Below are 22,314 nucleotides of genomic sequence, written 5' to 3' on the forward strand. Positions count from 1 at the left end.
TCTAGATGTCGACTCAATATCTAAATTCTAACTTGAAAGTATTCTCTTTAAACTCTAATAAGGAACTTGCAGAGCAAATTGCAAATCACATTGGAGTAAGATTAGGGAAATGTTCTGTTGACCGTTTTAGTGATGGAGAAGTTCAAATTAACATTGAAGAAAGTATTCGTGGTTGCGATGTATTCATTATTCAATCTACAAGCTTTCCGGTAAACGAACACATCATGGAATTACTTATTATGATTGATGCATTAAAACGTGCATCTGCAAAAACAATTAACATTGTTATTCCTTATTATGGTTATGCACGTCAAGATCGTAAGGCACGCTCTCGTGAGCCAATTACATCGAAACTTGTAGCAAACTTGCTTGAAACAGCAGGCGCAACTCGTGTAATCACTCTAGATTTACATGCTCCACAAATTCAAGGGTTCTTTGATATTCCAATCGACCACTTAATGGGTGTACCGATTCTTTCTGATTATTTCGAGACGAAAGGTCTTAAGGATATTGTAATTGTATCTCCTGACCATGGTGGTGTAACGCGTGCAAGAAAAATGGCAGATCGCTTAAAAGCACCGATTGCTATTATTGATAAACGCCGTCCGCGTCCGAACGTATCGGAAGTTATGAATATCATCGGTAACATTGAAGGAAAAACAGCAATTTTAATTGATGACATCATTGATACAGCTGGTACAATTACATTAGCTGCAAACGCTCTTGTTGAGAACGGTGCTTCTGAAGTATATGCTTGCTGTACACACCCAGTTTTATCTGGTCCAGCAATTGAACGCATTCAAAATTCAAATATTAAAGAGTTAGTTGTAACAAACTCTATTGTATTACCAGAAGAGAAGAAAATTGATAAAGTGCATGAACTTTCTGTTGCTCCATTAATCGGAGAAGCAATCATTCGTGTTTACGAAGAAGAATCTGTGAGCGTATTATTTAATTAATTGGATAGAATGAGACGTAACCAACTTTGGTTACGTCTTTTCGTATCGTAAAAAGAAAGTAGTGGTACAAGAATGAAATTAATAGTAGGACTTGGGAACCCAGGTAGAGAATATGAATTAACAAGGCATAATATTGGATTTATGGCAATTGACGAGCTTGCAAAGCGATGGGGCATCTTTTTAAATGAACAAAAGTTCAAAGGTTTATTTGGTGCAGGATTCGTTAATGGGGAGAAAGTAATTTTATTAAAACCACTTACGTATATGAATTTATCTGGGGAAAGTATTTGTCCTCTTATGGATTACTATAAAATTGATGTGGAAGATTTTGTTGTGATGTACGATGATCTAGATATTCCAGTAGGGAAATTACGTCTTCGCATGAAAGGTAGTGCGGGTGGCCATAATGGTGTGAAATCGACAATTGCACATTTAGGAACTCAAGAATTCCAGCGCATTCGCATGGGGATTGATCGCCCGACAAACGGCATGAAAGTAGTGGATTATGTACTAGGTCGTTTTCAGGCGGAAGAGCTACCTGAAGTGGAACAATCGATTGAAAAAGCTGCTGATGCATGTGAAGAATGGTTGAAGAAACCATTTCTCCAAGTTATGAATACTTTTAACAATTAATGTTTGGAACAGGAATATTTTTTTATGTTTATATCCATACTAGTAGTAATTGTACGACTAGGAGGATTCTATGGACGGACATTATTACTGCAGACACTGTGGATGTAACGTAGGTTCCATTGCTGCGGAAAAAGTATACAGTCAAGTTTTATTTCAACTAACAGAGCAAGAGCGGTTAGAAATGATTCATTTTCACGAAAATGGAAATATATATATAAAAACAATTTGTGAATCGTGCCAAGAAACGCTCTCATCTTATCCTGAATATTATGAGTATGAACTATTTCTGCAATAAAATGTTATCGCTTTGGCGCGCCCAAAGCATTTTTCTGTTTTCTTTTTCCAAAATATTTGCATAAAAATATATTAACTTGCTCTTTATGTTGAGAGGAGTTTTGAAAATGATAGGTTTACTAGAGCAATTTTATAAAAATAAAGAAATACAATCCATTATGAATGGGCTAGAAGAAGGTTTGAGAGAACAATTGGTATCTGGTATGGCAACTTCTTCGCGTTCTTTATTAATGGCTGCCTTATATAAAAAGACAAAGCGGTCGCAGCTTGTTGTGACACACAATTTATATCAAGCGCAAAAAGTATATGAGGATTTAGTATCACTGATTGGAGAGCAAGACGTATGGCTATATCCAGTTAATGAATTAATTGCATCAGAAATTGGGGTCGCAAGTCCAGAGTTAAAGGCGCAGCGTATCGAAGTATTAAATCGTTTAGCGATGGGTGAGAGTGGGATTATTGTTGTTCCTGTTGCTGGATTACGCCGATTTTTACCTATAAAAGAACTATGGAAGCAAAAACAAATTGAAATCCGTCTAGGGCAAGAGATTGATTTAGAGGCGTTGCTTCATACGTTACATCATATTGGTTATGAGCGTAAATCGATGGTAGAGGCTCCGGGAGAGTTTAGCCTCCGTGGTGGCATATTAGATATTTATCCGTTAACTGAGGAGTTGCCGCTTCGCATAGAATTTTTTGATACGGAAGTAGATTCTATTCGTTCGTTTGATGTAGAAGAACAACGCTCTCAAGATAAAAAGGAAAGCATACGGTTCGGTCCTGCAACGGAGTTCCTGTTTTCAAAAGGTGAGTTAGAACTTGGAGTGGAGCGTCTTGAAGAAGGATTAATGAAGACGATGCAGAAGCTTTCAGATGACAAAATCAAAACAGCAGTACTTGAAACGGTTAGTCATGAAATAGAGGTACTGAAAAACGGACAGATTATCGAGCAGATGTTTAAATATTTATCTATCTTCTACAAGGAACCTGCTAGTCTAATAGATTATTTACCTGAAAATGGTGTCGTAATTTTAGATGAAGTTTCACGTATTCAAGAAACGGCATCTCATCTTGATACGGAAGAGGCAGAATGGTATACGTCACTTCTTGGTGAAGGTTCAATTATTCAGGATTTGGTGTTCTCTCATCAATTCGAAGAGTTTATGCATCATAAGAAAAGAAGCTTTGTGTATTTAACATTATTTTTACGTCATATTGCGCACACACATCCGCAGAATCTTGTGAATGTAACATGTAAAACAATGCAAGATTTTCATGGGCAAATGCAGCTATTAAAAACTGAAATTGATAGATGGACCGAGGGGAATTTTACAACGGTTGTACTAGGAACAGATGAAGAACGCGCAAAAAAGCTGCAATATATTTTAAGTGATTATGATATTGAAGCAGATATTATACAATCTACAGATGTATTACTTCCTGGCCGCCTTCAAATTGCTGTAGGTGATTTACATGCAGGATTTGAAATGACGATGCAAAAATTTGTTGTCATCACAGAGAAGGAACTTTTCCATAAAAAGGTAAAAAAATCACAGCGCAAACAAAAGCTATCGAATGCAGAGCGTATTAAAAGCTATTCGGAGCTAAAAGTTGGCGACCACGTTGTTCATGTGAATCATGGTATTGGTAAGTTTTTAGGGATTGAAACGTTAGAGATTAACGGTGTTCATAAAGATTACTTGAATATTAAATATCAAGGTAATGATAAATTATATGTACCGATTGAACAAATAGATCAAGTGCAGAAATACGTAGGGTCGGAAGGGAAAGAGCCGAAAGTCTATAAATTGGGAGGAAATGATTGGAAGAAAGTAAAGACAAAAGTAGAAAAATCTGTACAAGATATCGCGGATGATTTAATTAAATTATATGCAGAACGCGAGGCGTCTAAAGGGTATGCATATACACCAGATACTTCTGAACAGCAAGAATTCGAATCACTATTCCCATATCAAGAGACAGAAGATCAATTGCGTTCTATTGAAGAAATTAAGAAAGATATGGAACGCGGACGTCCCATGGACCGACTTCTTTGTGGTGATGTTGGATACGGTAAAACAGAAGTGGCGATTCGTGCGGCATTTAAAGCAATTATGGACGAAAAGCAAGTGGCGATTCTAGTACCGACAACGATTCTTGCTCAGCAGCACTATGAAACGATTCGAGAGCGTTTTCAAGATTATCCGATTAATATTGGCTTGTTAAGCCGCTTCCGCACAAGAAAGCAGCAAAATGAGACAATCAAAGGCTTAAAAGATGGGACAGTTGATATCGTTATTGGAACACATCGTATTTTATCCAAAGATGTAACTTATAAAGATTTAGGATTACTCATTATTGATGAAGAACAACGTTTTGGTGTTACGCATAAAGAAAAGATTAAACAATTGAAATCGAATGTTGATGTATTGACGTTAACAGCAACACCAATTCCGCGTACGCTTCATATGTCTATGCTTGGTGTACGTGATTTATCTGTTATTGAAACACCTCCAGAAAATCGTTTCCCGGTACAAACGTATGTGGTTGAGTATAATCCAGGATTGATTCGAGAAGCGATAGAGAGGGAACTTGCACGGGGTGGCCAAATCTACTTCTTATATAATCGTGTTGAGGATATTGAAAGAAAAGCAGATGAAATTTCTATGCTAGTCCCTGATGCGCGTGTGACGTATGCACATGGAAAAATGAATGAGGGCGAGTTGGAGTCTGTGATGCTATCATTTTTAGATGGGCAGCACGATGTGCTTGTAAGTACAACCATTATTGAAACAGGTGTTGATATTCCAAATGTAAATACATTGATTGTATTCGATGCAGACCGTATGGGATTATCGCAGTTGTATCAACTTCGTGGGCGTGTTGGGCGTTCAAATCGTGTGGCTTATGCATACTTTTCATATAAGCGTGATAAAGTGTTGTCAGAGGTCGCTGAGAAACGTTTACAAGCAATTAAAGAATTTACGGAACTCGGATCTGGATTCAAGATTGCGATGCGTGATTTATCGATTCGTGGTGCTGGTAACTTATTAGGTGCAGAGCAGCATGGATTTATTGATTCTGTTGGATTTGATTTATATTCTCAAATGTTAAAAGAAGCAATTGAACAGCGCAGAGGAACACAAGGAGCTGAAAGTACAATTGATGTCGAAATTGACTTAGAGGTCGATGCATATTTACCGGATGCTTATATTTCTGATAGTAAGCAAAAAATTATGATGTACAAACAATTTAGAGGCATTTCCGCTATTGAAGATATTGAGGAATTACAAGAAGAAATGATTGATCGCTTTGGAGAATATCCGCAGGAAGTCGGATATTTATTACAAATTGCAAGTATTAAAGTATTAGCAATGAAAGAGCAAATTGAGCTTATTAAACAGACGAAACTTGAAGTCACATTCTTATTTTCTGAGCAAGCAAGCCAAAATATTGATGGCGGAAAGCTATTTATGCTTGGAAATAGCTTTGGTCGCATGATTGGGCTCGGCATGGAAGGCTCTCGTCTGAAAGTTGTGATGAAAATTAATGGATTAGAAACGTCAAAATGGCTAACAATTGCTGAAAATTTATTAAAAGGCCTGTCTGATGTGAAAAAAGAAGTGATAAATGCTTAAATCAGGATAAAAAATGTAATTCGGCGTGCATAGAAGAACTAATGTGTAAAATACTATGTTTAACAGTTGGTGATTTTTACATGAACAGGTAAATTCACCACTTTCATCATCAGTAGAAAGTGAGGCAGCATTAGAATGAAAGCAACTGGAATCGTACGTCGAATTGATGATTTAGGTAGGGTTGTTATCCCGAAAGAAATCCGCAGGACTCTGCGCATTCGGGAAGGAGACCCATTAGAAATTTTTGTTGATCGCGATGGAGAAGTAATTTTGAAAAAATATTCTCCAATTAGCGAGTTGGGTAATTTTGCAAAAGAATATGCAGAGGCCTTATATGATAGCTTAGGACATAATATACTGATTTGTGATAGGGATTCTATTATCGCTGTATCAGGAGTATCAAAGAAAGAGTATTTAAATAAAAGTGTTGGCGATTTAGTTGAAAAGGCAATGGAAGACCGAAAATCTGTTGTTATGACAGATGAAAGCGAAATTTCTATTGTTGATGGGGTAGCAGAAAAGGTTACCTCTTATACAATCGGCCCAATTGTTGCAAATGGAGACCCGATTGGAGCTGTTGTCATTTTTTCGAAAGAAGCAATTATAAGTGAAGTAGAGCATAAAGCGGTAAATACCGCCGCAAGCTTTTTAGCGAAACAAATGGAGCAGTAAAGCGAAACTTCCGTCAGCGGGTGTTTCTCCTGCTGACGGTTAGCTGAGCCAATCGGGGTTATAGAGGCGGTTATCCCCGTGGAAGGCTGAAATGTACCGCCTGTAAGACCGGGGTAAAGCGAAACTTCCATCAGCAGGTGTTTTTCCTGCTGATGGTTTTGCTTTATAAAACGTATCAAATATTGTTCGGAAAGTGGAACCATATTTGATTGTAAGGTAGCACCCTGCTACCTTTTTTATATTGTATAAATCTAAATGGAAGTCTGCTTTTTTCTTTATGATATAATACGAGGGATGAGAATAGGAAAAAGGAGTTTTCTCGTATGGAAGCGAAGAAGTATCAAGCCTTTTGGCGCGGAGCTATCATATTAACAATTGCGAGTTTTGTCACGAAAGTATTAAGCGCCTTTTACCGTATTCCATATCAAAATATAGCGGGAGATGTCGGGTTTTATATTTATCAACAAATTTACCCGTTTTATGGATTTTGTTTAGTTCTAGCTACTTATGGTTTTCCGACTATTATTTCTAAGATGGTTGCGGAGCGTTTGGAGAAAGGAAAGCAAAAAGAGGCAGAAGAGATTATTTTTGTTTCCTTTTGGTTCCTGTTAGGTATCGGTTGTATTAGCTTTTTTACATTGTTTTTTGGTGCCCGTACGATCGCCTCAGTCATGGGTGATGCGAATTTAGATAAGTTATTGCGGGTTATCTCGTTTTCTTTCTTGTTGATGCCTTTTTTATCTGTTGCACGAGGGTATTTTCAAGGTTTTAACAATATGATGCCGACAGCTGTATCACAAGTGATCGAGCAAACAATCCGCGTGTCAATTATTGTATTTTTATCGATGCTTCTTATGGCACATGGATTTGATTTATATATGGTTGGGGCAGGTGCAATGTTAGGATCCATCGTGGGAGGAGTCGTTGGTGTAGGCGTACTTTTATTTTACATGCGTCATCATGTCCGTTCGATCTTCCTAAAAGGGTGGAAAAACATACGAAACAAGAAAAAGATGGTTCGAATTCTTTTTTGGCAAGGAATGGCCATTTGTGTCAGTAACCTAGTGTTAATTTTTATACAAATGGCAGATTCGGTTTCATTTTATACCTTGCTTGTTCGTGCAGGAGAACCAATGGAAATTGCGAAGGTATTAAAAGGTGTGTATGACAGAAGTATTCCTCTTATGCAGCTTGGAACGGTTGTGACAACTTCATTTTCACTCTCTCTTATTCCTCTAATTACGGCAGCGAAAGAGAGAGGGGATTACTTTTTTATTCGTGAAAAAGTAAAGTTAGCAATGAAAATTACATTTGTGATTGGATTAGGTGCAGCATTAGGGTTAGCGTGCATTATTAGGCCGACAAACATTATGCTGTTTGAAAACAGTGAAGGCTCTGGTGTATTGGCTATTTTAGCGATTTCGATTTTATTTAGTTCGTTATCAATTACGACAGCTTCTATCTTGCAGGGATTAGGTCAAACGGCAAAACCGGCCCTCTTTGTTGTATTTGGAGGTTGTTTGAAATTATTGTTAAATCATCTGTTAATGCCGCACTTTAGTGTAACTGGATCGGCGATTGCAACTGTCATTGCACTCATGAGCATTGCTTTGTTAAATAGCGCATTGCTTATTCGCATTGTTGAAGAACCTCTTATTCATAAGCAAAATATATTTGGTGTAACAATCGGTGGGTTAGGTATGGTTGTTATATTAATGTTATTTATGCGTATGTATGAAGGGTTCGGACTAGTCAGTGATGGAGGTCATAGAGGGTTAGCTGTGATTGAAGCTATGACAGGTGTAGCAGTTGGTGGATTGGTATATGTATTTTTGATTATGAAATTACATGTTTTTACAACGGAAGAATTAGGAACGGTTATGAAGCAAGATAAAGTACAAGCTTCATTAAAGAAGAGTGGATAGAGGTGACTGGTTGTGAGTGGAGTAATTACCATTTTAGGATTAGGAGCTGGTGAATTAGATCAGCTGACAATGGGTGTGTGCCGGAAAATAAGAGAAGCAGATCATATGTATGTGCGAACGAAAGAACACCCTGTTATCGAAGAATTAGAAAAAGAGGGTATAAAGTATACCGCTTTTGATGATATATATGAAGCCCATGATACGTTTGAGGTTGTATATGAAACAATTGCAAATACGTTGATGAGCAAAGCGCAAGGGGCAGATATTATATATGCCGTGCCAGGTCATCCACTTGTTGCAGAACGAACGGTTCAATTGCTTTTACAAAAAGGAAAAACTGAGCAAATTGAAGTTCGTATCGAAGGTGGACAAAGCTTTTTAGACCCAATGTTTGCTAGTTTGAAAATTGATCCAATTGAAGGGTTTCAGCTAATTGACGCTACGTCATTTGAACGAGGACAATTAGAATTACGTCAACATTTAATTTTCTGCCAAGTATACGATGCGTTTATTGCATCTGAAGTGAAACTAACATTAATGGAAATGTTACCCGATGAATACGAAGTATATATTGTAACGGCTGCAGGAACATCGTTTGAACAAGTGAAAAAAGTACCCCTTTATTTGTTGGATCATGAAACAGAGCTGAATAACTTAACGAGCGTGTACGTGCCACCTGTTGCAGAGCGTGATGCGTTATATCAACAGTTTGATGTACTGCGAGAAATTATTGCTGAGCTTCGTGGGCCTAGTGGTTGTCCATGGGATAAAAAACAAACACATCAGTCGTTAAAGAAATATTTAATTGAAGAAGCGTATGAAGTATTGGAAGCAATTGATGAAGAGGATGATGATCACCTTGTTGAAGAACTTGGTGATGTACTGCTGCAAGTCATGCTTCATGCTCAAATTGGTGAGGATGAGGGGTGGTTCTCTATTGATGATATCATTCGTACGTTATCTGAAAAAATGGTACGTCGCCATCCACATGTGTTTGGAAACATAGACGTTGATAATGCAGAAGAAGTTGTTTCAAACTGGGAAGAAATTAAAAAACAAGAAAAAGGGCATGTAAGAGAATCGGTTTTAGCGGGAATTCCAAAAAGTTTACCGCAGCTGATGCGCGCATATGAAATTCAGAAAAAAGCAGGGAAAGTTGGCTTTGATTGGAATGATGTGCAGCCGATGATGGACAAAGCTTGGGAAGAGTGGCGGGAATTCCAACAAGAAATTGTAAAGATGGATGAAGAAAAAATGTTAGGTGAATTTGGAGATTTATTATTCGCCTTTGTTAATATTGCCCGTCATTATAAATTGGATCCAGAAGAAGCCCTTCATACAACAAATGAGAAATTCATGCGTCGTTTTTTATACATGGAGGCAAAAGTGGCTGACATGAACAAGGAGATGCAGGAGTTAACGTTAGAGCAATTGGACATCCTGTGGGAAGAAGCGAAGCAGACCGAGAGGGAATAAGGGGGAAATGAGATGCGTTTAGATAAATTTTTAAAAGTATCACGTTTAATTAAAAGAAGAACATTGGCAAAAGAAGTTGCTGACCAAGGAAGAATTGCAATTAATGGGGTGGCGGCGAAGGCAAGCTCTGTTGTAAAAGTAGATGATGAATTAACGATTCGTTTTGGACAAAAAGTAGTAACTGTAAAGATCAATGAATTAAAAGAAACAACTAAAAAAGAAGATGCGGCCAATATGTACACTGTTGTTCGCGAAGAGAAAGTGAAAGCAGAAGAAGGCTTGTTCTAAACAATTCTTTCCTCTCATACATTGATACTAGACAGTATAAAGCTATGGGGGGATGGACGTGAATAAAGGTTACTCAGTTTCGTCTTCTAATCAACAAAACGTTTCGGTAGAGCATGATATCATTATGAGAGGAAGACGTGTAATTGATATTACTGGGGTGAAGCAAGTAGAGAGTTTTGATAGTGAAGAATTTTTATTAGAAACTGTAATGGGATTTTTAACAATTCGCGGTCAAAACTTACAAATGAAAAACCTGGATGTTGAAAAAGGCATTGTGTCCATTAAAGGTAAAATTCATGAGTTAATGTATATTGATGAGCAACAAGGGGAGAAAGCTAAAGGGTTCTTTAGCAAGTTGTTTAAATGAGTTTGACAGTTCAACTGTATACAATGCTTTCTATGATCGGCATGGGTGCTTGGATCGGAGCTGCGTTAGATACATACCAACGCTTTTTAAAACGTACAGAGCGTAAGCGTTGGCTTGTATTTATACATGATATACTATTTTGGATTGTCCAAGCACTATTTGTTTTTTATGTATTGTTGCTCGTGAATGAAGCAGAATTACGAATATATGTTTTTGTAGCATTACTTTGTGGTTTTGCTGCATATCAAAGCTTATTGAAATCATTGTACATGCGAATATTGAACCTTATCATTCATGTTTTTTTACGGATGATACAATTTTTTATTCAAATTGTACAGCTACTCGTGATAAAACCTGTTATTATTATGACACAGCTCATTATTGCATTTATATTATTTTTATTTCGTATACTACTTTCAATTGGGAATGTATTGTGGAAGTTTTTAATTGGGATATTACTTTTCATATGGAAAGTTTTTTTCTGGCCTGTTCGATTTCTTACTTTGCTTATATGGAAACTTCTCCCTAACCGTGTTAAACTTTTCATAAAGAGACACGAAGGGTTTCTGCAACATACAAAGAAATTGAAGAAGTATATCTCTCTAGTTTGGGAGCGTATAAAAAAGAAGTTAGGGGGACCTCGGAAATGAGGGAACTGAAACAAAGGTCGATCGGAGAACAGAATCCAAATCCTGTTAAAGAACATACAATACAAACGAACGAAAACAGGAGGCGCTTGTATCGTCGTTTGGCAGTCTTTCTTGTCTTTGCCTTTACAATTATTTTGAGTATTGGTGTGACATTTTATCAGCAAAATAGTTCCATTAAAGCAAAAGAGGCTAAGGTTAAAGAAATGAAAAAAGAAATGAATGCATTAACGACGAAAGAAAAAAAGCTAAAAGATGACGTTCGGAAATTGAATGACGAAGAGCATGTTTTAAAGATTGCTAGAAGGGATTATTTCTTCTCCGGAAAAGGGGAGATAATTTTTCCTGTTTCTAAGTAGAGCACGTCTTATTGACACTATATTTTAGGATTATATATAATAAAGTAAAATTTGACTTTTTAACCACTAAGGAGGAGCATTTTTTTTATGTCAATCGAGGTAGGCAGCAAGTTACAAGGTAAAGTAACAGGTATTACAAATTTTGGGGCTTTTGTAGAGCTGCCAGAAGGCTTAACGGGTCTTGTTCATATTAGTGAAGTCGCTGATAACTATGTGAAAGATATTAATGATCATTTAAAAGTAGGCGACCAAGTAGAAGTGAAAGTTATCAACGTTGAGAAAGATGGCAAAATTGGTTTATCTATTAAAAAAGCCAAAGAACGTGAAAGAACAGAGGGAGATCGTCCACGCAGTGAACATCCACGTGGTGGTGATCGTGATCAGCAACGTTCTGGGCGTCCGCAGCGTAATCGCTCTTTTAGCAGGGATAACCGTGGTGGTGGCCGTGATAACACAAATCAAAAAGAAACATTTGAGCAAAAGATGGCGCGCTTCTTAAAAGATAGTGAAGATCGTTTGACTTCTTTAAAGCGTAATACAGAATCTAAACGTGGTGGCCGTGGCGCTCGTCGCGGATAAAACTTACCGTTTATTTAAAGTATAGAGAAGCACCCCCGAGTGGTCACTCAGGGGTGCTTTTTTTATGTGAATATAAGTATTTAAAAAAAGAATGAAAAACTTTTTTGAAATATGTTGACTTCATATAAGGTTTGAGATATGATACTAATTGTCCGTTAAATAAAACGACATGGCGGTGTAGCTCAGCTGGCTAGAGCGTACGGTTCATACCCGTGAGGTCGGGGGTTCGATCCCCTCCGCCGCTATATATTTTAACGGCCCGTTGGTCAAGTGGTTAAGACACCGCCCTTTCACGGCGGTAACACGGGTTCGAATCCCGTACGGGTCATCTAAAAAAGATCATGCATATGTGCATGATCTTTTTTTTATTAAGGAATTGTAAAGATGTACAATTATTCTACAAAAACGCTCTTTATTTTCTGAATTTTCTATCTAATAATACTTTTTTTCTTAACAACTTGTATATATATAGGGTTATTTTGAATAAAAAGTCGAACGATTATGATGATGATAACTGTTGTTTTGACAAAAATTCCGATAACTTTCTTTTATAATTGCAGTAATTAAAACTATGCAGGTGGTGTTGAAAATATGCCGAGAGCAGGAAGGAATACTGTGAATACGAGTACGCTGGCTATGAATGATGGACAGATAAGAACGATAAAGTGGACAAGCAAATTGAAAGTGAAGTTAGAGCAAGTTTTCTTTAGATGGGGATTTGTTATTGCGGTAATTGGTTTTCTTTTAGGACGAGCATATATTTTAACGAATATTTTACCGTTTGCGCTACCGTTTTTTGCTGCTGTTTACGTGATGAAACGAGATAAGATGCCTCTTGCTTTTCTCGCTCTTATGGGAGGTGCGCTTTCCGTTTCGCTGGATAATTTACTTTTTGCTTTTGCATCTATTTTTACTTTCTTTATTTATAATATCTTCTTTAGTCGATTTACACGTAAAACGGTGGGACTTGTACCGTTTCAAGTATTTATCTCTGCATTAACCGCGCATCTCGCTGTTGTTTACTTCGCACAGCAAACAGTTAGTATGTATGATTTACTAGTCAGTACCATTGAGGCAGGTCTTAGTTTTGTCCTGACGATGATTTTCTTGCAGAGTGTACCGCTATTAACAGAAAGAAAGGGAAAACAGCAATCATTAGAAACGGAAGAAATTGTTTGTTTAATTATATTGCTTGCATCTGTATTAACGGGTACGACAGATTGGTTTATTTACGATACTTCAGTTCAACACATTTTCACTAGGTATTTAGTATTATTATTTGCTTTTGTTGCAGGAGCAGCTACAGGCTCAACGGTAGGAGTTGTCACAGGATTGATATTGAGCTTGGCGAATGTGGCAAGTTTGTCTCAATTAAGTTTATTGGCCTTTTCGGGATTACTTGGTGGGCTATTAAAAGAAGGAAAACGTATTGGAGTCAGTTTAGGATTATTAATTGGGACAAGTTTGATCACATTATATGTTGATAAGCAGGCAAATATTGTAACGACCTTACTAGAATCTGGGGTAGCAATTGTCCTCTTTTTATTAACACCAAAGATAATTATTGACCGACTTGCCAAATTTATGCCTGGAACACAAGAACATTCCAATGATCAACAGCAGTATTTACGAAGAATGCGGGATGTAACAGCTAACAAAATAAATCAGTTTGCAAATGTGTTTGCAGCATTGTCTAATAGTTTTTCAGTATACGGGTATGTGGAAGAAGATAATAAAGAAACAGAAACAGATTTGTTTTTAAGTACGATTACTGCGAAGACATGTCAAACGTGTTTCAAAAAGGATCAATGCTGGGTGGTAAACTTTGATAAAACATATGACTATATGAGGGAGATTATGAATGAATCGGAGGAAGGAACGCTTCAGCACAATCGTAAGCTAGTTCGTGAATGGGATAAATACTGCGTAAGAGGAAAGAAAGTAACAGACTTAGTAGAAGGTGAATTAGGGCACTTTTATGAGGGACAAAAATTACGTAAACAAATGAAGGAGAATCGTAGAATTGTTGCAGAGCAACTACTAGGTGTTTCAAAAGTAATGGAGGATTTCGCGAAGGAAATCCAGCGAGAAAGGGAAAATCATCAAGTACAAGAAGAAAAAATATTACAAGCGTTTCGCGATTTTGGTGTAGAGGTTGAACATGTTGATATTTATTGTTTAGATAGAGGGAATATCGATATTGAGATGATGATTCCATCAGCATCCAATCAACATGGAGAATGCGACAAACTAGTTGCCCCGATGCTTTCAGATATTTTAAAGGAAAATATTGTTGTAAAGCATGAGGAGCCATCTGCTTATCCGAATGGTCATAGTATGATATCGTTTGGGTCTGCAAAAACGTTTTCTCTTGATACAGGGCTTGCTACAGCAGCAAAAGGAGGTGGATTTGTCTCAGGTGATTCATACGCCATGATGGAATTAAGTGTTGGAAAATATGCCCTTGCAATTAGTGATGGGATGGGAAATGGCCAACGTGCGCATATGGAAAGTAAGGAAACGGTAAAATTGTTGCAAAAAATATTGCAATCGGGTATTGATGAGGAAATTGCCATTAAATCCATCAATTCCATTCTTTCTTTGCGAACCACTGAAGAAATGTTTACGACACTTGACTTAGCCATGGTCGACTTACGTGATGCAAGTACTAAGTTTCTAAAAATTGGTTCCACTCCAAGTTTTGTGAAACGTGGGAATAACGTCTTTAAAATAGAGGCAGGTAACTTGCCGATGGGCATCATTGAGGATGTTGAGGTAGATGTTGTGGGAGAACAATTAAAAACAGAGGATATTCTAGTTATGATGAGTGATGGTATTTTTGAAGGGGCACAGCATGTGGAAAATCATGAAGTATGGATGAAACGCAAAATCAAGGAATTGCAAACAGATGATCCGCAAGAAATCGCTGATATTATTATGGAAGATGTCATTCGTTCTGGTGATGGATATATTAATGATGATATGACAATTGTCGTTGCGAAGGTGAAGAAGAATATGCCTAAGTGGGCTACAATTCCAATTGTGGGTAAACAAGCACAGTAAAAAGTTTGCTCATTTCTGTTATGAGGTCTAGGGTGATACCTGGACCTTTTTCTATGGGAAGAAATAGTTTCACTCCTTGTGTGAAGATAAGAAGTGACATGTAAGATAAAAATGTGAATTTTGCACATCTTTGTTTTGCACAAAGTTTATAAAAGTTGTACCATTATAAGCAAGGTAAGGTATGCTATCTTTTTTGTCTAATGAAAGGTGATTGCAACGTTGAAAGATACATTTGTTGAAAAAGTAAATGATTTTGCAAAGCGGCATGATGTATTGAGAGAACACTCTACAATTGTCGTAGGGGTTTCTGGAGGTCCTGATTCTTTAGCTCTTTTATATTATTTGCTAGAGAAAAGGGAAGAGAAAGCATTACAAATTGTAGTCGCGCATGTTGATCACATGTTTAGAGGAGAAGAATCTTATCAAGATTTACAATTTGTGAAGGGTCTTTGCCAAAAGATGGGTATTGTTTGTGAAACAATAAGAATAGATGTTTCGCAATATCAACAGCAATATGGAATGAACGCACAAGTTGCTGCGAGAGAATGCCGATATGCATTTTTGGAAAGAATAATGAAGAAATATGATGCGCTGTATGTAGCTCTTGGACATCATGGAGATGATCAAGTCGAGACGATTTTAATGCGTCTCGTGCGAGGGAGTACTCCAAAGGGATATGCCGGAATTGCTGTGAAACGCCCTTTCCATGGCGGGTATTTAATCAGACCGCTATTAGCGGTAACGAAAGAAGAAATTACTGATTACTGTAATAGAAAAGGAATTACACCACGCATTGATCCAAGTAATGCAAAGGAAACATATACAAGGAATCGATTGCGTAAGCATGTTCTACCTTATTTAAAACAGGAAAATCCACATGTGCATGAGCGATTTCAAAATTTTAGTACGCTTATGCAAGAGGATGAGGCATATTTGCAGGAATTAGCTTTTGAAAAGATGAATAAAGTAATTACAAAAAAAAGTGACAAAAATATTGTCTTATCAATTCCTGCCTTTGAATCCATGTCTATGCCTTTACAAAGAAGAGGGATTCAACTAATATTAAACTATCTTTATGAATATAAGATTCCGTCTTCGCTTTCTTCTATACATATTGACAACGTTATTGCATTTTTTAAACGGACACATCCTTCAGGTTCACTCGATTTTCCTAATGGATTAGAAATTGTTCGTACATATGAAGAGTGTAGCTTCCGATTTAAAAAAGAAACTGTTCTACCTTTGTTGCAGGCTTTGCCAATACCCGGAAAGATTACGTTAGTAAACGGGGATGAGTTTGTAACTGAAGTGAGTAAGGTGTTACCAAGTAACATGAATGAAACGGTATTTGTTGCTAAATATAATGATGTATCATATCCGCTTCTTATTCGCTCAAGGGAAAATGGAGATCGCATGTCAATACAAGGTATGAGTGGCACAAAAAAGATAAAAGCTATTTTTATCGAAGCCAAAGTACCAAAAGAAGAAAGGGAAGAGTGGCCGATTGTTTGTGATGCAAGCGGGAATGTTATTTGGGTTCCATTGTTGAAACGATCTGCATTTGCTATTTCGCAAGGAACAGTAAATAAGGATAAATATATTATCATTCACTACAAAAGCAAGGAGTCTTCCGGGAGGATAATGAAATGATGAATCAAGATATCGAAAAAGTATTAATTTCCGAAGAGCAAATACAGGGAAAAGTGCATGAGCTAGGTGCAATTATTGCAGAGGATTACAAAAACACAGTACCTCTTGCAATCGGTGTACTAAAAGGTGCAATGCCATTTATGGCAGATTTATTAAAACGAACAGATACATATCTTGAAATGGATTTTATGGCTGTTTCTAGCTACGGTCATTCTACAGTTTCAACAGGTGAAGTGAAAATTTTAAAAGACCTTGATACTTCTGTAGAAGGTCGCGATATTTTAATCGTTGAAGATATTATTGATAGTGGTCTTACACTAAGCTATCTAGTAGACTTATTCAAATATCGCAAGGCAAAATCTGTAAAGATTGTTACATTATTGGATAAGCCAACTGGTCGAAAAGTTGATCTTAAAGCAGACTATGTTGGATTCACTGTTCCACATGAATTTGTTGTAGGATATGGCTTAGACTACAAGGAACAATATCGTAACCTTCCTTATGTCGGAGTATTAAAACCAAGCGTTTACTCAAATTAATTAAATGCAGGCGTTACAATTGTATAGGAAAGTTTTTCTATGTTAAGATTTACTATAGTGTTTATGCCGTGAGAGGAGGTTAGGAATGAATCGTATCTTCCGCAATACCATCTTTTATTTACTGATATTTTTAGTAGTGATTGGTATCGTGAGCTATTTTAATGGCTCGACGCAAAAAATAACATCAGTTAGCTACGATAAATTCATTACTAAACTTGAAAAAGGTGAAGTGCACAATGTGCAACTTCAACCAAAAAATGGTGTATTTGAGGTAAAAGGACAATTTAGCAAGGACAGTCAAGATTCACAATTCGTCACTTATGCACCAAATACTGAAGAATTACAAAAGAAAATTAATGACAAAGCACAAGGTGTTGAAGTGAAGTATCAACCAGCAGAAGAAACAAGTGCTTGGGTAACGTTCTTTACTTCTATCATTCCGTTTGTCATTATCTTCATTTTATTCTTCTTCTTACTAAACCAAGCGCAGGGCGGCGGTAGCCGCGTTATGAACTTCGGGAAAAGTAAGGCGAAGTTATACAATGATGAAAAGAAAAAAGTACGCTTCAGAGATGTAGCTGGAGCAGATGAAGAAAAACAAGAACTTGTTGAGGTAGTAGAGTTCTTAAAAGACCCTCGTAAGTTTGCAGAGGTCGGTGCTCGTATTCCGAAGGGTGTCCTATTAGTTGGACCTCCAGGTACAGGTAAAACATTACTTGCACGTGCCGTTGCAGGTGAGGCTGGCGTTCCATTCTTCTCTATTAGTGGTTCTGACTTCGTAGAGATGTTCGTTGGTGTCGGTGCTTCTCGTGTACGTGATTTATTCGAAAATGCAAAGAAAAATGCACCTTGTATCATTTTCATTGATGAAATTGATGCGGTAGGTCGCCAACGTGGCGCTGGTCTTGGCGGTGGTCATGATGAGCGTGAACAAACATTAAACCAACTTCTTGTTGAAATGGATGGATTTGGCGCAAACGAAGGTATTATCATCATCGCTGCAACAAACCGTCCAGATATCCTTGATCCAGCGTTATTACGTCCAGGACGATTTGACCGTCAAATTACAGTTGACCGTCCAGATGTAAATGGACGTGAAGCGGTACTGAAAGTACATGCTCGCAATAAACCGCTTGATGAGGATATCAACTTACGAGCAATTGCAACTCGTACACCAGGATTCTCTGGTGCGGATCTTGAAAACTTATTAAACGAAGCTGCTTTAGTGGCGGCACGTCAAGATAAGAAGAAAATTGACATGTCTGATGTTGATGAAGCAACAGACCGTGTTATTGCAGGTCCTGCTAAGAAAAGTCGTGTTATTTCTGAAAAAGAACGTAATATTGTGGCATTCCATGAAGCGGGTCACACTGTAATTGGTGTCGTGCTTGATGAAGCAGATATCGTTCATAAAGTAACAATTGTTCCTCGTGGTCAAGCTGGTGGATATGCAGTAATGCTTCCAAAAGAAGATCGTTACTTCATGACGAAACCGGAATTGTTGGATAAAATCACTGGTTTACTTGGTGGACGAGTGGCTGAAGAAGTTGTATTTGGTGAAGTGAGTACAGGAGCTCATAATGATTTCCAACGTGCGACTGGCATTGCCAGACGTATGGTAACGGAATTTGGTATGAGTGATAAACTTGGACCGATGCAATTTGGTAGCTCACAAGGCGGTCAAGTGTTCTTAGGAAGAGACTTCCATTCAGAACAAAACTATAGTGATGCAATTGCACATGACATTGATGTGGAAATGCAAACAATTATGAAAGATTGTTATGCTCGTGCAAAACAAATTCTTACTGAAAAACGTGATAAGCTTGATATTATCGCAAAAACGTTACTTGAAGTGGAAACGTTAGATGCAGAGCAAATTAATCATTTATATGATCATGGAACTTTACCGGAGCGTAAAAAGTCTTCAGAAGATGATGTGAAAGTCAACATCACAACGAAAAAAGAAGATGAAGAAGAAACGAAGGAGTGACAATAGTCACTCCTTTTTCTTGTTATATGAAAGATTGTATGAGCTGTGTGCATGTAATGAAGGAAATGGGGACCTTTTTAAATAAATATAAAATTTATTGATGCTAAAAATTGAAAAGGTGACTGATCTTTTTGTAAAATGGTGAGGATAGAAAAACTGATTATATGGGTATGTATGATATGATGTCTTTATAAGTTTTGTACATATTGCGTAAACATAGATTAAATAAGATAAGTGGTGAGAATATGATTTTCGTATTGGATGTAGGGAATACAAATGCTGTGCTCGGTGTATTTGAAAATGGTAAGCTTCGCCAACATTGGCGTATGGAGACGGATCGTCATAAAACAGAAGATGAATATGGTATGTTAGTGAAACAATTGCTTGAACATGAAGGACTTTCATTTCATGATGTACAAGGAATTATTGTTTCTTCCGTTGTGCCGCCGATTATGTTTGCATTAGAGCGTATGTGTGAAAAATATTTCAAAATTAAACCTCTTGTAGTCGGACCGGGCATTAAAACGGGATTAAATATTAAGTATGAAAATCCACGTGAAGTTGGAGCGGACCGTATTGTAAATGCTGTAGCAGGTATTCAGTTATACGGAAGTCCTCTTATTATTGTCGACTTTGGAACGGCAACTACATATTGTTATATTAACGAGAATAAGCATTATATGGGTGGTGTTATTACACCGGGTATTATGATTTCAGCAGAAGCGTTATACAGCCGGGCGGCGAAACTCCCTCGTATTGAGATTACAAAACCAAGTAGTGTTGTTGGAAAAAATACGGTAAGTGCCATGCAATCAGGTATTTTATATGGGTATGTTGGACAAGTAGAAGGTATTGTTAAGCGAATGAAAGAAGAAGCTAAACAAGAACCAACTGTTATTGCAACTGGTGGATTAGCAAAATTAATTGCAGAGGAATCTAATGTAATTGATATTGTAGATCCGTTTTTAACATTAAAAGGTTTGTACATGTTATATGAGCGTAATGCAAACTTACAACATGAGAAGGGTGAATAAATAAATATGAAAGATTATTTAGTAAAGGCGTTAGCGTTTGATGGGGAAGTTCGTGCATATAGTGTGCGTACAACAAATACAGTAAGCGAAGCACAGAGACGTCATGATACGTGGAGAACGGCTTCTGCAGCGCTTGGGCGTTCATTGACAGCTGGTGCAATTATGGGAGCCATGCTAAAAGGAGATCAGAAGCTGACAATTAAAGTGGAAGGCAACGGTCCGATTGGTCCGATCTTAGTAGATGCTCACGCTAACGGAGATGTACGTGGATATGTAACGAATCCGCATGTTGATTTTGAAGCCACGGAGCAAGGGAAGTTACGTGTGTATGAAGCGGTAGGGACAGAAGGATTCTTAACGGTAATTAAAGATATCGGTATGCGTGAACCATTTATCGGGCAATCTCCAATCGTTTCAGGCGAATTAGGAGAAGACTTCACGTATTATTTCGCTGTTTCTGAGCAAACGCCTTCTTCTGTTGGTGTTGGTGTTCTTGTAAATGGTGATGATAGTATATTAGCTGCCGGTGGATTTATCTTGCAAATTATGCCTGGGGCACAAGAAGAGACAATTTCATTTATTGAAGAACGTTTGCAACAAATTCCACCCGTTTCAAAATTAATTGAGCAAGGTCTTTCACCAGAAGAATTATTATATGAAGTGTTGGGGAAAGAACGAGTGAAGGTTCTAGAAACGATGGATGTTCAATTTAATTGCACATGCTCTCGTGAGCGTATTGAAGCGGTATTAATTAGCTTAGGTAAAGAAGAATTAGAACAAGTTCGTGAAGAAGAGGATGAGACAGAAGTACATTGTCATTTCTGTAATGAACGATATAAATTTTCCAAAGAAGATATTACAAACATAATCGAAAGTTTGTAAAGGGGAACGGTTGTCAATCTATTTTTAATCATCGCAATAGATTGACAAATAAAAATTTTTCTGACAAAATTAAATTGTATATAAAACCAATAAAAATACTCGGTGTTAGGAGTGACAGGAATGCGAGTGGCACAATCAGTTTCAGAATTAATCGGGAAAACGCCGATCGTTAAGTTGAACCGCATCGTAGAACAAGACAGCGCAGAAATTTATTTAAAATTAGAATTTATGAATCCAGGGAGTAGCGTGAAAGATCGTATTGCATTATCTATGATCGAAGCTGCTGAACAAAAAGGATTATTAAAAGAGGGCGATACGATCATTGAGCCGACGAGTGGTAACACAGGAATCGGTTTAGCGATGGTAGCAGCTGCTAAAGGATATAAAGCGATTTTAGTAATGCCAGAAACGATGAGTGTTGAGCGTCGTAATTTATTACGTGCTTATGGAGCTGAATTAGTATTGACTCCAGGTTCAGAAGGAATGGGCGGTGCAATTCGTAAAGCAACTGAACTAGCGAAAGAGCATGGTTATTTCATACCACAGCAATTCCAAAATGAAGCAAACCCAGAAATTCATCGTTTGACAACAGGTCCGGAAATTATTGAACAAATAGGTGACCAATTAGATGCATTTATTGCTGGTATTGGTACTGGTGGAACAATTACAGGTGCTGGTGAAGTATTAAAAGAAAAATATAAAGACATTAAAATTTATGCAGTAGAACCTGCGGATTCTCCGGTATTATCAGGTGGGAAACCAGGTCCACATAAAATTCAAGGTATCGGAGCTGGATTTATTCCTGAAACATTGGATGTAGAAGTATATGATGAAATTATTCAAGTGAAGACAGAACAGGCATTTGAATATGCAAGAAGAGTAGCGCGTGAAGAGGGGATCTTAGTTGGTATTTCTTCAGGAGCTGTCATTTATGCCGCGACAGAGGTTGCGAAAAAGCTTGGTAAAGGGAAAAAGATAGTTGTTATTATCCCAAGTAATGGGGAGCGTTATTTAAGTACACCGCTTTATCAATTTGAATCATAAAGTGAAACTTTGATCAGTGGGGGTATTACTGCCTGCGAATAGGGGGATAATCCTGTGATTAGAAAAAAGCATTCCTGAAAAAGGAATGCTTTTTCTTTTTTCGTTTGAAAATAGGAAAAGAGTGAATGACTAGAAAACTTCATGTAAAATAAACAGTAGTAAAGTTAAATCATTTTTGGTGCTTTAGCGGGCAGTTATTTCAAGCCGATCCTCTTTGATTTCTAGAAAATTTGAATTGGTAAGGTCATACAGTCTGATAGGGCAAGATATAAAGA

19 protein-coding genes and 2 tRNA genes are annotated in these 22,314 nt (G+C 37.4%); all 21 read left to right on the forward strand.

Going from position 1 to position 22,314, the window contains the following annotated elements; all coding sequences use genetic code 11:
• The first annotated feature begins 5 nt into the window (after window positions 1-5).
• The 21 genes from QUF99_RS03635 to cysK all read left to right on the forward strand — a co-directional run bounded on the left by QUF99_RS03635 (window position 6) and on the right by cysK (window position 22,039).
• Window positions 6-959: a ribose-phosphate diphosphokinase gene (locus QUF99_RS03635; RefSeq protein WP_286123051.1), complete on the forward strand. Its 954-nt coding sequence runs from the start codon at window positions 6-8 to the stop codon at window positions 957-959.
• A 72-nt stretch (window positions 960-1,031) separates the two neighbouring features.
• Window positions 1,032-1,592 carry an aminoacyl-tRNA hydrolase gene (gene pth / locus QUF99_RS03640; protein ID WP_289368691.1) on the forward strand — a complete coding sequence of 187 codons (561 nt, stop codon included), beginning with the start codon at window positions 1,032-1,034 and terminating at the stop codon, window positions 1,590-1,592.
• Between the two features lie 70 nt (window positions 1,593-1,662).
• The gene (locus QUF99_RS03645; protein ID WP_286123053.1) at window positions 1,663-1,887 is read left to right on the forward strand and encodes an anti-sigma-F factor Fin family protein; all 225 of its coding nucleotides are present in this window, start codon (window positions 1,663-1,665) and stop codon (window positions 1,885-1,887) included.
• A gap of 106 nt (window positions 1,888-1,993) precedes the next feature.
• The gene (mfd, locus tag QUF99_RS03650; RefSeq protein WP_289368692.1) at window positions 1,994-5,524 is read left to right on the forward strand and encodes a transcription-repair coupling factor; all 3,531 of its coding nucleotides are present in this window, start codon (window positions 1,994-1,996) and stop codon (window positions 5,522-5,524) included.
• 135 nt (window positions 5,525-5,659) lie between these two features.
• Window positions 5,660-6,196: a stage V sporulation protein T gene (spoVT, locus tag QUF99_RS03655; RefSeq protein ID WP_289368693.1), complete on the forward strand. Its 537-nt coding sequence runs from the start codon at window positions 5,660-5,662 to the stop codon at window positions 6,194-6,196.
• 323 nt (window positions 6,197-6,519) lie between these two features.
• Window positions 6,520-8,121 carry a putative polysaccharide biosynthesis protein gene (locus QUF99_RS03660; protein WP_289368694.1) on the forward strand — a complete coding sequence of 534 codons (1,602 nt, stop codon included), beginning with the start codon at window positions 6,520-6,522 and terminating at the stop codon, window positions 8,119-8,121.
• Window positions 8,122-8,133: 12 nt separating this feature from the next.
• Window positions 8,134-9,597 (forward strand): bifunctional methyltransferase/pyrophosphohydrolase YabN, encoded by a 1,464-nt coding sequence (gene yabN, locus QUF99_RS03665; RefSeq protein WP_289368695.1) that lies wholly within the window; start codon window positions 8,134-8,136, stop codon window positions 9,595-9,597.
• A 12-nt stretch (window positions 9,598-9,609) separates the two neighbouring features.
• Window positions 9,610-9,885, forward strand: coding sequence for an RNA-binding S4 domain-containing protein (locus QUF99_RS03670; RefSeq protein ID WP_286123058.1), 276 nt, complete (start codon window positions 9,610-9,612; stop codon window positions 9,883-9,885).
• 58 nt (window positions 9,886-9,943) lie between these two features.
• Window positions 9,944-10,252: a sporulation protein YabP gene (gene yabP / locus QUF99_RS03675; protein WP_289368696.1), complete on the forward strand. Its 309-nt coding sequence runs from the start codon at window positions 9,944-9,946 to the stop codon at window positions 10,250-10,252.
• Window positions 10,249-10,902, forward strand: coding sequence for a spore cortex biosynthesis protein YabQ (gene yabQ / locus QUF99_RS03680; RefSeq protein WP_289368697.1), 654 nt, complete (start codon window positions 10,249-10,251; stop codon window positions 10,900-10,902). The genes yabP and yabQ overlap by 4 nt, the downstream gene beginning before the upstream one ends.
• On the forward strand, window positions 10,899-11,258 hold the full coding sequence (gene divIC, locus QUF99_RS03685; RefSeq protein ID WP_289368698.1) for a cell division protein DivIC: 360 nt from the start codon (window positions 10,899-10,901) through the stop codon (window positions 11,256-11,258). The genes yabQ and divIC overlap by 4 nt, the downstream gene beginning before the upstream one ends.
• An 87-nt stretch (window positions 11,259-11,345) precedes the next feature.
• A complete protein-coding gene (locus QUF99_RS03690) occupies window positions 11,346-11,837 on the forward strand; it encodes a S1 domain-containing RNA-binding protein (protein WP_289368699.1) in 492 nt (163 codons plus the stop codon).
• Between the two features lie 171 nt (window positions 11,838-12,008).
• Window positions 12,009-12,082, forward strand: a tRNA-Met gene (locus QUF99_RS03695).
• Between the two features lie 11 nt (window positions 12,083-12,093).
• Window positions 12,094-12,165 (forward strand) — tRNA-Glu (locus QUF99_RS03700).
• 263 nt (window positions 12,166-12,428) lie between these two features.
• The gene (gene spoIIE / locus QUF99_RS03705; RefSeq protein ID WP_289368700.1) at window positions 12,429-14,900 is read left to right on the forward strand and encodes a stage II sporulation protein E; all 2,472 of its coding nucleotides are present in this window, start codon (window positions 12,429-12,431) and stop codon (window positions 14,898-14,900) included.
• Window positions 14,901-15,119: 219 nt separating this feature from the next.
• Window positions 15,120-16,550, forward strand: coding sequence for a tRNA lysidine(34) synthetase TilS (gene tilS / locus QUF99_RS03710; protein WP_289368701.1), 1,431 nt, complete (start codon window positions 15,120-15,122; stop codon window positions 16,548-16,550).
• Complete coding sequence (gene hpt, locus QUF99_RS03715; protein ID WP_286123065.1) at window positions 16,547-17,089, forward strand: hypoxanthine phosphoribosyltransferase; 543 nt, start codon at window positions 16,547-16,549, stop codon at window positions 17,087-17,089. Before tilS ends, hpt begins: the two co-directional genes overlap by 4 nt.
• Before the next feature lie 85 nt (window positions 17,090-17,174).
• A complete protein-coding gene (gene ftsH, locus QUF99_RS03720; protein ID WP_289368702.1) occupies window positions 17,175-19,079 on the forward strand; it encodes an ATP-dependent zinc metalloprotease FtsH in 1,905 nt (634 codons plus the stop codon).
• Window positions 19,080-19,324: 245 nt separating this feature from the next.
• The gene (locus QUF99_RS03725; RefSeq protein WP_286123067.1) at window positions 19,325-20,113 is read left to right on the forward strand and encodes a type III pantothenate kinase; all 789 of its coding nucleotides are present in this window, start codon (window positions 19,325-19,327) and stop codon (window positions 20,111-20,113) included.
• A gap of 6 nt (window positions 20,114-20,119) precedes the next feature.
• Entirely contained in the window at window positions 20,120-20,995 is an 876-nt protein-coding gene (gene hslO, locus QUF99_RS03730) for a redox-regulated molecular chaperone HslO (protein ID WP_289368703.1), read from the forward strand.
• Window positions 20,996-21,115: 120 nt separating this feature from the next.
• Window positions 21,116-22,039 carry a cysteine synthase A gene (gene cysK, locus QUF99_RS03735; RefSeq protein WP_289368704.1) on the forward strand — a complete coding sequence of 308 codons (924 nt, stop codon included), beginning with the start codon at window positions 21,116-21,118 and terminating at the stop codon, window positions 22,037-22,039.
• Window positions 22,040-22,314 lie beyond the last annotated feature (275 nt).

The organism is Bacillus sp. DX4.1, from assembly GCF_030348195.1.
Taxonomy (GTDB): Bacteria; Bacillota; Bacilli; order Bacillales; family Bacillaceae_G; genus Bacillus_A.